Origin of the sequence: Arthrobacter sp. SW1, assembly GCF_001766675.1 — a bacterium.
Classification (GTDB): domain Bacteria; phylum Actinomycetota; class Actinomycetes; order Actinomycetales; family Micrococcaceae; genus Arthrobacter.
In genome coordinates, this window is record NZ_MJLT01000012.1 from 377,177 (window position 1) to 391,285 (window position 14,109).

A 14,109-nucleotide genomic window follows, 5' to 3' on the forward strand; every position below is an offset into this window, starting at 1 on the left:
GGGAACGGACGGAATCCGCAACAGAACGGCGGATTCATACGGCTTTTACGGGCGGGGGCTAAGCTTTGAGGCGATGGTTATGCCGATTTTTGAAACCGCATCCGCCGTTGACGCAGCGTGTCCGTCGCCCCTCGGCGTGAGTGCCGCACGGCCCGGAAACACTGCTTCGGATGCGCCGGACCGCGTCAACGTGGCGGTCTGGGCCCCTGGACTCGAACATGTCGATGTCGCTTTCAAGGCACCTGGCGGCACCTGGCGCGTCCGCACCCTTCCGAACAAGGAAGACGGCGTGCATTTCGGCATCGTCGAGGGCATGCCCCCCGGCACGCGCTACGGCTTCCGTGCCTCCCGGGAGGGCGAAGAAGCCCTTCCCGTGTCGCTTCCCTCCGCGGATTTCGACGACGACGGCGCCCCGCACCTGCTGCTCGATCCCTACGGCCGCGCGGTCCACCAGCACGGCGAGATCCTCAGCAGCGTCCACATGGACTCCGGATTCGACTGGGGAGAGGACCGTCCGGTGCGCACCCCGTGGCGCGACACCATCGTCTACGAAGCGCACGTCCGAGGGCAGAGCATGCTGCACCCGGATATCCCGGAGCACCTTCGCGGAACGTACGCCGGCATGGCCCATCCCGCCATGATCGAGCACTTCCTGTCCCTGGGCGTCACCGCCATCCAGCTGCTGCCCGTGCATTTCCACATGGACGAACAGCACCTGCAGAACCTTGGCCTGACCAACTACTGGGGCTACAACACGGCGGCGTTCTTCGCCCCGCACCCGGACTACGCCACCAAGGCCGCCCAGGAGGCCGGCCCGCACGCGGTCCAGGACGAGTTCAAGGGCATGGTCAAGCTCCTGCACGCCGCGGGGCTCGAGGTGATCCTCGACGTCGTCTACAACCACACCGCCGAAGCCGGCCCGGACGGCGACGTCATCAGCTTCCGCGGCCTGGGCGAAGAGCAGTACTACCGCCACGACGCACACGGCCGCTACCTGGACACCACCGGCTGCGGCAACACGCTGGACTTCAGCCAATCCCGCGTGGTGGACCTTGCCCTCGACTCGCTGCGGTACTGGGTGGAGGAATTCCATATCGACGGCTTCCGCTTCGACCTTGCCGTCACACTGTGCCGCAACGCCCGCAACGAATTCGACCCCGAGCACCCCTTCCTCAAGCGCATCGAGGCCGATCCCGTGCTGTCCACGGTCAAGCTGATCTCCGAGCCCTGGGATGTCGGTTGGGGCGGCTGGCAGACCGGCGGCTTCCCGAAAGGCTGGGCGGACTGGAACGACCATTTCCGGGACGAGGTCCGGCGATTCTGGCTTTCGGACCGTGCCGCCGCCGAAGCCGGACATCCCACGGGCAATATCGGGGCGGTGGCCGATGCCCTGAGCGGTTCGGCCGGCCTCTTTGCCCGTTCCGGCCGTTCGCGCCTGGCCTCCGTCAATTTCATCACCGCCCACGACGGCTTCACCCTGGCCGACCTGGTGTCCTACGACCGTAAACACAACGAGGCCAACGGCGAGCAGAACCGCGACGGCCACAGCGACAACCGCAGCTACAACCATGGATTCGAGGGCCGCACCGAGAACGAGGCCATCGTTGCCGAGCGTGCCCGTTCGCGCCGGAACCTGATGACCACCCTACTGGTATCCCTGGGCGTCCCCATGGTCACCGCAGGCGATGAGCTCGGCCGTACCCAGCACGGCAACAACAACGCCTACTGCCAGGACAACCCCCTGACCTGGATCGACTGGACCCAGACCCCGGAATCCCACGAGATGCTCCGCAGCACCAAGCGCGTCATCCGTATCCGCAAGGAGTTCCTGGCCGCCCAGCCGCAGACCTTCCCCGAGGAGATCGCGGGCATCGAATGGTTTGACGAAAAGGGCGAGCGGATGACCGACGCCCGTTGGAGTGACCCTTCCTTGCGCCTGGTCCAGCTGCTCATGGGCTCGGAAGGCGGCGGCTTCAGCGGCCTGATCGTCCTGAACGGCTACAAAGACGACGTCAAGATCGTGCTGCCCAAGCTCGGCCCGGCGGCCGGTGGCGGCACGCCGCGCTTTGAACTGCGCCTGACCACGTCCGAACTGAACGACCGCCGGCGCGGAGCACTCGTCGCCGCAGGCGAAAAAGACATCATCCAGGGCAACACCATCAACATCTACCGCGCCTGAGCCGCCCGGAAGGAAGGAATCCATGGGCGGAATGCGCCTGAAGGGCTTCCTGGCCATCGCCGGCCTGGCGGTCGCCGTCGTCGTTCTCCTGCTGACGGGGCTGAATCCCGGAGGTGGCGGAAACGCCGTCAAGGAACCGGCCCCGACCCAAAGCCAGGGCAACACGCAAGCCACGGCACCCCGACAAGCGCCGGCGTCGAACCCCTCCTGCCTGCCGGAGATCAACGCCTCGCAACTGCCGGCGGAAGCCCGGCAGACCCTGGCCCTGATCGCCAAGGGCGGTCCATATCCGTATTCCCGGGACGGCGTGACCTTCGGGAACCGGGAACGGCTCCTGCCGCGGAAGCCGTCCGGTTTCTACAAGGAGTACACGGTGCGCACGCCGGGCGAATCCGACCGGGGCGCGCGGCGCATCATCGCTGGCAAGGACGGCGGCAAGTTCTATACGCCAGACCATTACGCATCGTTCAGCTTCATCATCGAAGGGAAATAGGGCGCCATGAAGATCTACTCAGCGGATACGTGGACCCTGGAGGAACTCCAGGGACAGATCGCCGACGCCGGACGCCGCACCGTGCTGGTGCCGCCCGCATCCACCAAGCAGGCTGTCCTTGAAGTCTTCGGGCAGGTCCTGGACTTTCCCGAGTACTACGGGGTGAACCTGGACGCCCTTAACGACTCCCTCCACGATTTCGCGGACGGCCTGTCCGAGGACGGCGAAGCCCCGGTCACCCTCGTGTGGCAGGTTCCCGCCGCGTACCGCACGGACCGCTCCTTCGGCGTCGTCTGCGAAATCCTGCAGGACGCCGAGGCATATTCCGGCCGGGACCTGGCCATCATCGCGGTTTTCCAGCAATAGCGTTTTCCAGCAGTAGCGCGTTAAACGGAACGGGCGCCGGAGCGGAATGCTCCGGCGCCCGTTTCCGTATCAGCCTCAGGCGTTGGCGATGAGTCCGAGTTCGGCCTTGGACCCCAAAGCCGGGTTCTTCGGCAGGACCCGCACGGTGTAGCCGAATGATCCCGAACGGTTGATCAGCACCGAACCGGTGAAGAGGTAGCGGCCGTTGCCGAGTTCCTCGAAGGCTTCCAGCTCGGCAACGGTCACGTCTTCCAGCTCGTCGCTGTCCTCTGCGCGGCCGTAGGCGATCTCCACACTGACGTCGTCCGGCGTGAGCGAGCGGAGCGCGATGTACGCGTTGACCTGCAGGGAGTCGCCGATCCGCGGTTCTTCGGAAACGCCCACGGAGTCCACATGCTCCACCACCAGCTGCGGCCAGGCCCCGCGCACCCGGGTGATCCAGGCTGCCAGGTCCTTGGCCTCCTTGAATTCACCAGCTGCGGCACGGCGGCCGGAGGTGGCAGCGGGGCGGTACAGCTGGTTGACGTAGTCCTGCAGCATGCGTTCCGCGGAGACGGCAGGGCCCAGCTTGGCCAGGGTGTGCTTGATCATGGAAATCCAAGCGGTCGGCACGGCCTGAGGAGCGGACTCCGAGGGCCCGGCCGCACCGGCACCCTGGGACACCACCGAGCCGTAGAAACGCGGTGCCACCTGGGTTTCCAGCAGCTCATACAGGGCCGCCGCTTCGATGTCGTCACGTTCCTCGGCCGAGGCCCCGTTGTTGGCCGTGGGAATCGCCCAGCCGTTTTCGCCGTCGTACATCTCGTCCCACCAGCCGTCCAGCACGGACAGGTTGAGGGATCCGTTGATGGCAGCCTTCATGCCCGAGGTGCCGCACGCCTCCAGCGGGCGCAAGGGGTTGTTCAGCCACACATCGCAGCCCGGGAACAGCGTGCGGGCCATGGCGATGTCGTAGTTGGGCAGGAAGACGATCCGGTGCCGGACCTCGGGGTCGTCGGTGAAACGGACCAGGTCCTGGATCATTTTCTTGCCGGCGTCGTCCGCAGGGTGCGACTTGCCGGCAATGACCAGCTGGATGGGGTGCTTCTCATCCAGCAGCAGCGCCTTCAGGCGATCGGGGTCGCGCAGCATGAGCGTCAGGCGCTTGTAAGTGGGCACACGGCGGGCAAAGCCGATGGTAAGCACATCGGGATCCAGCACCGTGTCCGTCCAGCCGAGTTCGGCGTCGGCGGCACCGCGCTTCTTCCAGGAGGCACGCAGCCGGCGCCGCACATCCTCCACGAGGGAAACGCGCAGCTTGCGGCGCAGGGCCCAGATGTCCTCGTCGCTGACGTTGTAGGCGAGGTCCCAGCGTCCAGGTTCCCCCGCCTCGGCACCGAACTGGGTTCCTGCGAGCTCGGAAATCCGCGGATCCACCCAGGACGGCACATGTACGCCGTTGGTCACCGAAGTGATGGGAACCTCCGAGTGGTCGAATCCCGGCCACAGCCCGGAGAACATTTCCCGGGACACCACGCCGTGCAGCTTGGCCACACCGTTGGCGCGCTGGGCCATGCGCAGGCCCATGACCGCCATGTTGAACACGGCCGGGTTGCCGCCGTCGTAGTTTTCGCGGCCCAGTTCCAGCACCTTGTCCACCGGCACGGCAGGCGCCAGGCCGGCGTCGAAGAAGTGCCGGATCTGCACGGCCTCGAAACGGTCGATGCCCGCCGGCACCGGGGTGTGGGTAGTGAACACGGTGGACGCGCGTCCGGCGGCAAGTGCCTCGTCCCAGTTGAGTGGGTTCTCGGCGGACATGAGTTCCTGGATGCGTTCGATTCCGAGGAAGCCGGCGTGGCCTTCGTTGGTGTGGAAGACCTCGGGTGCGGGAGTTCCGGTGAGGCGCTGGTAGGCGCGCAGGGCCTTCACCCCGCCCATGCCGAGGAGCAGTTCCTGCTGCAGGCGGTGGTCCCCGCCACCGCCGTAGAGGCGGTCGGTGATGCCGCGCGCGGCGTCGTCGTTACCGGAGACGTTCGAGTCGAGCAGCAGCAACGGAACACGCCCGACGTCGGCCCGCCACACCTGTGCGTTGAGCTTGCGGCCGTTGGGCAGCGGCAGAGTGATGATCACCGGCTTGCCGCTGCCGTCCGTTGACGGTTCGCGCAGCAGGGTCAGGGGGAGGCCGTCCGGGTCCAGGACCGGGTAGGTTTCCTGCTGCCAGGCATCCTTCGACAACGACTGCTTGAAGTAACCGGCCTGGTACAGCAGTCCGACGCCGATCAGCGGCACGCCGAGGTCCGAGGCCGCCTTGAGGTGGTCGCCGGCCAGGATGCCGAGGCCGCCCGAGTACTGCGGCAGTACCTCGGTGATGCCGAATTCGGGGGAGAAGTAGGCGATGCACGCCGGCGCGTCCTCGCCCAGGCCCTGGTACCAGCGGGGTTCGCTGAGGTAGCAATCAAGGTCCGCCGCCGCCTGGTTGACGCGCTCCACGACGCCGGCGTCCGAGGCCAGGCGGTCGAGCTGTTCGCGGCTGATCGATCCAAGCAGGCTGACGGGATCATGCCTGCTCGCTTCCCATAGCTCCGGGTCCAGGCTGGCAAAAAGCTCGCGTGTGGGGCGGTGCCAGGACCAGCGGAGATTGTTCGCCAAGCGTGCCAACGGCTTGATCGGCTCGGGAAGTACGGTGCGGACGGTAAACCTTCGAATTGCCTTCACGAGCGTCACACTAACCGACCGAATCGGCCTCAGGAACAGCTTTAGGTTTCTTTTAGGTAAATGACACCCGACATCAATGAATATGTACCGGACCTTAGCGAAACGTGATTTTTGTCGCTAACGTCGAGCCTGTGACTACTACCGCAACACCGCGATCCCGCGCAGCCAGCAAAGCCCCTGCCAAGGCGAAAGCGAAGGCAGATATCACCGCCGGACTCCGCTTCGGACGGTTCCCGATCACAGCGGTTCAGCCGGTGATCGAAGAAGGCAGGTTCCCGGCGAAGGCGCTGCCGGGGGAGGACATCGTGGTCGGTGCCACGGTGTTCCGCGAAGGCCACGACCAGCTCGGCGTCACGGCCGTGCTGCTGGACCCCAGGGGCAAGGAACGCCAGCGTGTCCGCCTCGCCCCGCCGGCCGGTGAACGCGGCCAGGGCACCGACCGCTGGGAAGGCCGGATCACTCCGGGCGCCCCGGGCAATTGGAGCTTCCTGATCGAGGCCTGGCATGACCGGTACGGCACCTGGCACCACAACGCGGAAGTGAAGATCGCAGCGGGCGTGGACGTCGAGCTCATGCTCGCCGAAGGTGCCGCCCTCCTGTCCCAGGCAGCCGACGACGCCGGGCGGAGCGCCGCGGACAAGCGCACCTTGCGCTCGGCTGCTGCAACGCTCGCTGACACGGGGCTCTCCGTCGAGGAACGCCTCGGCGCCGGTTTCAGCGAGGAGGTCGCCGCCGTCGTCGAACGCCTCCCGATCCGCGAACTGGTCACCGAATCCGCAAAGTACCCCCTCCTGGTGGAACGCGACCTTGCCGGCCGCGGCGCCTGGTATGAATTCTTCCCGCGCTCCGAAGGCGCGGTGTACGACCCCGTGAGCGGCACCTGGACGTCCGGGAATTTCCGGACCGCGGCGAAGCGGCTGGATGCCGTGGCCGCCATGGGCTTTGACGTGCTGTACATGCCGCCCATCCACCCCATCGGCTTCCAGCACCGCAAGGGCCGGAACAACACCCTCACCCCGGGTCCGCAGGATCCCGGCTCGCCGTGGGCCATTGGTTCTCCCGCGGGCGGGCACGACGCCATCCATCCCGAGCTGGGCACCTTCGAGGACTTTGACGCCTTCGTCGCCCGGGCCAACGAGCTCGGCCTCGAGGTGGCCCTGGACCTTGCACTGCAGGCCGCACCGGACCACCCCTGGGTGGAAAAGCACCCCGAATGGTTCACCACCCGCGTGGACGGCAGCATCGCTTATGCGGAGAACCCGCCCAAGAAGTACCAGGACATCTACCCGCTGAACTTCGACAACGATCCCGAGGGCCTGTCGAAGGAAATCCTGCGGATCGTCCTGCTCTGGGTCAGCCACGGGGTGAAGATCTTCCGCGTGGACAACCCGCACACCAAGCCGGTGTGGTTCTGGGAATGGCTGATTGCCAAGGTCAACAAGAAGCACCCCGAGGTCGTGTTCCTGGCCGAGGCCTTCACCAGGCCCGCGATGATGCACGCACTGGGCCGTGCCGGCTTCCAGCAGTCCTATACCTACTTCACGTGGCGGAACACCAAGCCCGAACTGGAAGAGTACTTCCACGAGGTCAGCCACGTCTCGCCGGCCTATTTCCGGCCGAACTTCTTCGTGAACACCCCGGACATCCTCACCGAGTACCTGCAGTACGGCGGGCCGGCAGCTTTCCGGATCCGCGCAGTGCTGGCCGCGACGGCAAGCCCGCTGTGGGGCGTCTACGCGGGCTTCGAACTGTACGAACATGTGGCACGGCCCGGCGCCGAGGAATACATCGACAACGAAAAGTACGAGTTCAAGAACCGGGACTGGGGCGCCGCAGCCGCCTCCGGCCACACCCTGGCGCCGTACATCACCCGGCTCAACGAAATCCGCAAGGCACATCCCGCGCTCGGGGACCTGCAGAACCTCACCCTGCACCGCAGCACGGATGACGCCACCGTGGTGTTCTCCAAGCACAAGACCCTCCCGGACGGGCGGAAGGACACCTTGATCATCGTGGTCAACGTGGATCCGCACAGCGCCCGGGAAAGCACCGTGACCCTGGACCTGGCGGCGCTGGAGCTCGACCCGGAGAATTTCACCGCCAACGGCCGCTTCCGGGTGGATGACCTGATCAGCGGCGAAAGCTGGGAGTGGGGCGAGTACAACTACGTCCGGCTCGACGCACATGTGGAACCGGCACACGTCCTGAGCATCCGGAGGTAGCCAGTGAGTTTTGCTCCGCAAGGCAACAACCCGTATTTCACACCGAAGAACACTTTCGAGCTCAGTGCTCCGGGCCTGCAACACGACCCGCACTGGTATCGCAAGGCAGTCTTCTATGAGGTGCTGGTCAGGGCCTTCGCGGATGCCAACGGGGATGGCTCGGGGGATTTCCATGGGCTGATCGACAAACTCGATTACCTCCAATGGTTGGGTGTCGACTGCCTGTGGCTTCCCCCGTTCTTCCACTCACCGCTGCGCGACGGCGGCTACGACATCTCCGATTACAACTCGGTCCTGGACGAGTTCGGCACCATCAGCGATTTCAAGCGGCTGGTGGCCGAGGCGCATGCCCGGGGTGTCCGGGTGATCATCGACCTTCCCTTGAACCACACCTCCGACCAGCATCCGTGGTTCCAGGAATCGCGGAAGGACCCGGACGGGCCGTATGGCGATTTCTATGTCTGGAGCGACACCGACGAAAAATACCAGGATGCGCGCATTATTTTCGTCGATACTGAAGAGTCCAATTGGACCTTTGATCCCATCCGGCGCCAGTTTTTCTGGCATCGTTTCTTTTCCCACCAACCGGATTTGAATTTCGAAAATCCAAAGGTGGTCGAGGCGCTTTATGACGTGGTCCGTTTCTGGCTGGACCAGGGAATTGACGGCTTCCGCGCGGACGCTGTTCCTTATCTTTTCGAAGAGGAAGGAACCAACTGCGAAAACCTGCCGGCCACGCACGCTTTCCTGCGCGACTTGCGGAAGATGGTGGACGAAAACTATCCCGGCCGCGTCATCATCGCCGAGGCCAACCAGCTGCCCAACGACGTCGTGGATTATTTCGGGACGGAAGAAGAGCCGGAATGCCATATGGCCTTCCATTTCCCGATCATGCCGCGACTGTACTACGCCCTCCGGGACCAAAAAGCCGCTCCGATCATTGAAACCCTGCGCGATACGCCGGAAATTCCGGCCGGGGCGCAATGGGGCACCTTCCTGCGCAACCATGACGAACTGACCCTGGAAATGGTCACCGCCGACGAACGCGCCGCAATGTATGGCTGGTACGCCCCGGACCCGCGCATGCGGGCGAACATCGGCATCCGGCGCCGGCTTGCGTCGCTACTGGACAATTCCCGCGCCGAGATCGAACTGATCAATGCCTTGTTGCTGTCCCTGCCCGGCAGCCCGTTCCTGTACTACGGGGATGAGATCGGCATGGGCGACAACATCTGGCTCGATGACCGCGACGCCGTCCGCACCCCGATGCAGTGGAACCCCGACCGGAACGCCGGTTTCTCCAACGCCGACCCCGGCAAGCTGTACCTTCCGGTCATCCAGTCCCTCGTCTACAACTACTCGATGGCGAACGTGGAAGCCGAGGCCGCCCACTCCGGCTCGTTGCTGCGCTGGACCCGGCAGATCCTCAGCGTCCGGAAGAACCATCCGGCCTTCGGCCTGGGTGCTTTCCGCCATGTTCCGGCTGACCATGAGGTGGTACTGGCCTATCTGCGGGAGCTCCCGGAAGGCAACCCGGAAGGTGAGGACGCCGAGACCATCCTGTGCGTGTTCAACCTGTCCCAGCACCCGGTCGCCGCCACCCTGGACATTCCGGAGTACGCCGGCCGCGGGCTGCGGGACGTGTTCGGCGGTCAGCCTTTCCCGGCGATCGGCAGCGACGGCACCTTCACCCTGACCCTGGGCAGCCACGACTTCTTCTGGCTGCGTGTCCGCTCGCCGGGTTCCACGGGGCCCTCCCCGTACACCCAGGCCATCCCCGTGCTCTCGATCGAAGGCTGACATGTTTTTCTCCGTGCCGAAACAGCCCCTTGACGGCTTGTTCCGCGAGTGGCTGCCCCGGCAGCGTTGGTTCCCCGTGAAGAGCGGCGGCTTCGCGATGGACGAGACGGCGTCGATCCCCCTGCGCGGCGGGGTCGATGCCGCCTTCGAAGTCTTTCTCCTGTCGGTTGCGTATACCGGCGCGGGCGGAGCCCGGCAGAGCGACGTCATTCAGGTGCCGCTGAGTTTCCGTCCGGAGGCGGTACCGGAACTGGAGCCTGCCCTGCTGGGGATCCTTTCCGACGACGACGGCGGCCGCTGCTGGGTGTACGACGCCCCCTTTGATCCGGGCTTTGTCGAGCCCTGGCTGGCCCTCATCCGTGAGGGCGGCACCCACGGCGGCGCGGGAGCCGGCAGCCCGGACCGCGCCGGCGCCGCGGCATTTGGTCGTTCCCTGCAGGGCCCCGGCGCCCTGCCTTCTTTCCCGGCCCGTTCGCGTGTCCTCGGCGGCGAACAGTCGAACACCTCGGTCATCGTGGACGACGGCAGTTCGGCCGCCATCGTGAAGATCTACCGGGTAGTGTCCACCGGCACGAATCCCGAAATCGAGGTCGGCGCCGCCTTGACCAAAGCCGGCAGCAGCGAGGTTCCTGCCACGCTCGGCTGGATCACGGGAACCTGGCAGCAGGGGAGCGGTGAGGATGCGGCGCCGGTGTCGGCGGAGCTCGCCGTCGCCCATGAATTCGTGAAGGACAGCCAGGACGCCTGGCGCCTTGCAGTCGGTGCCGCCGCTGCCGCGCGGGATTTCACCGAACAGGCCCGGCAGCTCGGACGGGCGACGGCGGCCGTCCACTGCCGGCTCGCGGAAGCATTCGGCAACGGCCCGGAGGCGGACCCCGGCTACGTCGTCGCGCCTGCTGTCGCCAGCCGCATTCGGCACTCCTGGGCGGAAGCCGGTGCCGCCGTCGGGCCCTATGAGGAACAACTGGAAGCCCTGCTGTCCCGCCTTGCCGGGCATGAGGCAGGGACGCTGCAGCGGATCCACGGTGACCTGCACCTGGGCCAGATCCTGCTGGCACCGCAGCCCGCCGGCGGGCCCGCCCGCTGGGTGATCCTCGACTTCGAGGGCGAGCCCCTGCGCCCCATTGAGGAGCGGAACCTGCCGGATGTCCCGATGCGTGATGTCGTGGGCATGCTGCGATCCTTCGACTATGCCGCCGGTGCCGCGGAACGCGAGAATCCCGGCACAACCGTGCCTGCGTCCTGGGTCAGTGATTGCGCCGATGCCTTCCTCGCCGGATACAGCGACGTCACGCCCGGAACCATTGACCGCGGTTCGGCCCTGTTTGTGGCATTGTGGCTGGACAAAGCCTTGTATGAGGTGGTCTACGAGTTGCGCAACAGGCCCGATTGGTTGTCCATCCCGGTCAACGCTTCGCGGCACATTCTTGGCAAGACCAGCCCCGGCACAGTAGCCGCGGCGACATCGGAAGGTGAAGAAATGACAGGCTCTGCACGCACTGAACGGCCACGGATTCCGCTTCCCGTGGACGGCGACACCTTGGCCCGGGTGGCCGCCGGGGCCCACCATGCGCCCCACTCCGTTCTGGGCGCACACCTGGATGACCACGGCCATGTCACCGTCCGCACGGTGAAGCACCTGGCCCAGTCCGTCGCCGTCGTCACCGAGGCCGGGACCACGGAAATGCGCCATGAGGCGCACGGCGTCTGGGTTGCAGTCCTGGAGCCCGTGCAGCACGGCCATGTGCCGGATTACCGCCTTGAGGTCGTGTACGACGGCGGCGCCCCCGTCACGATCGACGACCCCTACCATTACCTTCCGACCGTCGGCGAGGTGGATCTCCACCTGATCGGGGAGGGCCGTCACGAGCGGCTATGGGACGCCTTGGGTGCCCACGTCCAGCACTACCGCTCCGCACTGGGCGATGTCGACGGCGTTGCCTTTGCCGTGTGGGCGCCGAACGCCCAGGCGGTCCGGGTCAAGGGTGACTTCAATTCCTGGGACGGCCGCGAACATGCGTTGCGATCGCTCGGTTCCACGGGCGTCTGGGAAGTCTTCATTCCGGGTGTTGTAGCAGGGGCGTGCTACAAATTCGAGATCCTCACCAAGGCCGGCCACTGGGTGGAAAAGGCCGACCCCCTTGCCTTCGGCACGGAGGTCCCGCCGCTCACCGCTTCCCGCGTGGTGGAGTCCCATTACAGCTTCAAGGACGATGCCTGGATGGCGGAGCGGGCCAACAAGGACCCGCACAACTCGCCCATGAGTGTGTACGAGGTCCACCTCGGCTCCTGGCGCCTGGGCCTGGGATACAAGGAACTCGCCAAGGAACTGGTGGAGTACGTGAAGTGGCTGGGCTTCACCCACGTGGAATTCATGCCCGTGGCGGAGCACCCCTTCGGCGGATCCTGGGGCTACCAGGTCACGTCCTACTACGCACCCACGTCCCGCTTCGGCCACCCGGATGAATTCCGCCACCTGGTCGATTCCCTGCACCAGGCCGGCATCGGCGTCATCCTCGACTGGGTCCCGGCGCACTTCCCGAAGGACGAATGGGCACTGGCCCGCTTCGACGGTGAAGCCCTCTACGAGCACGCTGATCCCCGGCTGGGTGAACACCCGGACTGGGGCACCCTGATTTTCGACTTCGGCCGCCGCGAAGTCCGGAACTTCCTTGTGGCCAACGCCCTGTACTGGCTTGAGGAATTCCATATCGACGGCCTCCGCGTGGACGCTGTGGCCTCGATGCTCTACCGCGACTATTCCCGCGAGGAAGGGCAGTGGTTCCCCAACGTCCATGGCGGCCGCGAGAACCTCGAAGCCATCTCCTTCCTCCAGGAAGTCAACGCAACCGTGTACAAGACCCACCCCGGCGCGGTGACCATCGCCGAGGAATCCACGGCGTTCCCCGGCGTCACCGCGCCCACGAGCTCCGGCGGACTGGGCTTCGGCCTCAAGTGGAACATGGGCTGGATGCACGACTCCCTCAAGTACATGTCCGAAGATCCCGTAAACCGCCGCTGGCACCATGGCACCGTCACCTTCTCGCTGGTGTACGCCTTCACGGAAAACTTCCTGCTTCCGATCAGCCACGACGAGGTTGTCCACGGCAAGGGCTCGATGCTGCGCAAAATGCCGGGCGACCGCTGGCAGCAACTTGCCAATCTGCGTGCCTTCCTGGCGTACCAATGGGCGCACCCCGGCAAGCAGCTCATCTTCATGGGCACCGAATTCGGGCAGGAAGCCGAATGGTCCGAACAGCACGGACTCGACTGGTTCCTCGCAGACATTCCTGCGCACCGCGGTCTGCAGTTGCTCACGAAGGAACTGAACGCACTGTACAGCTCGACGCCGGCACTCCACGTGCGCGACAACGAAGGTGGCGGTTTCCAGTGGATCAACGGTGGAGACGCGGACCGCAACGTCCTGACTTTCATCCGCTGGGACCATGACGGCAACCCTTTGGTTTGCGCCGTGAACTTCTCCGGCGGTCCGCACCACGGCTACGTTCTCGGAGTCCCGCTTGAAGGCGCCTGGAAAGAAGTCCTCAACACCGACTCCGAGGAGTACGGCGGATCGGGCGTGACGAACGACGGCGAGCTCACCGCCTCCGTTCCGGGAGCAGAAGGGCAGCCGGCAGCGCTGACCGTGACCTTGCCGCCCCTCGGCGCCTCGTGGTTTACGCCCGTGAAGTAGCGGATTTTCGCGGCTTGCCGCGGCGTGTCGCTTGCAAAGGAGGGTCTCCGGACCCTCCTTTTGCGCCTTCCGGGAAGTGGTGCTAGAGTTAGTACCCGCGCTGCTCCACAGGAGCGATCAGCGGGATTGACTTGATTTCCTTCGGAAACCTTGAGTCTGGAACGCCGATTTGACTGCTAGAGAGTCAGCGGGTAAGTTTGAAAAGTTGCTCCGGAGCGATCCTGGACCGGTTGGTTTGGGTGGTACTGCTTTGGAATAGTGACCTGTTGTTTGAGAACTCAATAGTGTGCCAAGTTTGTTGATACCGATTTTTTATTGAATTGGTTAGGCGCCAGGTTGTCCACCCCCGTGGATGGTTTGGTGTTTTTAGCTGGTTTCAGATTTTGTGCAGCCATGGTTGGTGTTATTTCCACCGTTGTGGTTGTGTCTGTTTTTTTGACGGAGAGTTTGATCCTGGCTCAGGATGAACGCTGGCGGCGTGCTTAACACATGCAAGTCGAACGATGAAGCACCGCTTGCGGTGTGGATTAGTGGCGAACGGGTGAGTAACACGTGAGTAACCTGCCCTTGACTCTGGGATAAGCCTGGGAAACTGGGTCTAATACCGGATATGACCTTTTACCGCATGGTGGAGGGTGGAAAGCTTTTGTGGTTTTGGATG

The 14,109-nt window shown here is 64.9% G+C and carries 7 protein-coding genes and 1 rRNA gene; 7 read left to right on the top strand and 1 reads right to left on the bottom strand.

The window, feature by feature from the left end:
• The first annotated feature begins 73 nt into the window (after nucleotides 1-73).
• The 3 genes from glgX to BIU82_RS09170 are packed head-to-tail and all read left to right on the top strand — an operon-like array spanning nucleotide 74 to nucleotide 3,038.
• A complete protein-coding gene (glgX, locus tag BIU82_RS09160; protein WP_070349137.1) occupies nucleotides 74-2,179 on the top strand; it encodes a glycogen debranching protein GlgX in 2,106 nt (701 codons plus the stop codon).
• Between the two features lie 31 nt (nucleotides 2,180-2,210).
• Nucleotides 2,211-2,672 carry a ribonuclease domain-containing protein gene (locus BIU82_RS09165; RefSeq protein WP_139146559.1) on the top strand — a complete coding sequence of 154 codons (462 nt, stop codon included), beginning with the start codon at nucleotides 2,211-2,213 and terminating at the stop codon, nucleotides 2,670-2,672.
• Between the two features lie 6 nt (nucleotides 2,673-2,678).
• Nucleotides 2,679-3,038, top strand: coding sequence for a barstar family protein (locus tag BIU82_RS09170; protein ID WP_070349139.1), 360 nt, complete (start codon nucleotides 2,679-2,681; stop codon nucleotides 3,036-3,038).
• Nucleotides 3,039-3,113: 75 nt separating this feature from the next.
• Here BIU82_RS09170 and glgP read toward each other — a convergent pair whose 3' ends face one another.
• The gene (gene glgP, locus BIU82_RS09175) at nucleotides 3,114-5,732 is read right to left on the bottom strand and encodes an alpha-glucan family phosphorylase (RefSeq protein WP_216099007.1); all 2,619 of its coding nucleotides are present in this window, start codon (nucleotides 5,730-5,732) and stop codon (nucleotides 3,114-3,116) included.
• Nucleotides 5,733-5,935: 203 nt separating this feature from the next.
• Between glgP and BIU82_RS09180 the strand changes: the two genes are divergently transcribed.
• The 4 genes from BIU82_RS09180 to BIU82_RS09195 all read left to right on the top strand — a co-directional run.
• Complete coding sequence (locus tag BIU82_RS09180; RefSeq protein ID WP_253182731.1) at nucleotides 5,936-7,954, top strand: alpha-1,4-glucan--maltose-1-phosphate maltosyltransferase; 2,019 nt, start codon at nucleotides 5,936-5,938, stop codon at nucleotides 7,952-7,954.
• A 3-nt stretch (nucleotides 7,955-7,957) separates the two neighbouring features.
• Nucleotides 7,958-9,754 (top strand): maltose alpha-D-glucosyltransferase, encoded by a 1,797-nt coding sequence (treS, locus tag BIU82_RS09185; RefSeq protein ID WP_070349142.1) that lies wholly within the window; start codon nucleotides 7,958-7,960, stop codon nucleotides 9,752-9,754.
• A 13-nt stretch (nucleotides 9,755-9,767) separates the two neighbouring features.
• The gene (gene glgB / locus BIU82_RS09190) at nucleotides 9,768-13,448 is read left to right on the top strand and encodes a 1,4-alpha-glucan branching protein GlgB (RefSeq protein ID WP_253182726.1); all 3,681 of its coding nucleotides are present in this window, start codon (nucleotides 9,768-9,770) and stop codon (nucleotides 13,446-13,448) included.
• A gap of 435 nt (nucleotides 13,449-13,883) precedes the next feature.
• A 16S ribosomal RNA gene (locus tag BIU82_RS09195) occupies nucleotides 13,884-14,109 on the top strand; the annotation flags it as partial.

Bases quoted from the DNA above. Each gene is read 5' to 3' on its own strand.
- BIU82_RS09170 (WP_070349139.1), top strand. From the start codon at position 2,679: ATGAAGATCTACTCAGCGGATACGTGGACCCTGGAGGAACTCCAGGGA.
- glgX (WP_070349137.1), top strand. From the start codon at position 74: ATGGTTATGCCGATTTTTGAAACCGCATCCGCCGTTGACGCAGCGTGT.
- BIU82_RS09165 (WP_139146559.1), top strand. From the start codon at position 2,211: ATGCGCCTGAAGGGCTTCCTGGCCATCGCCGGCCTGGCGGTCGCCGTC.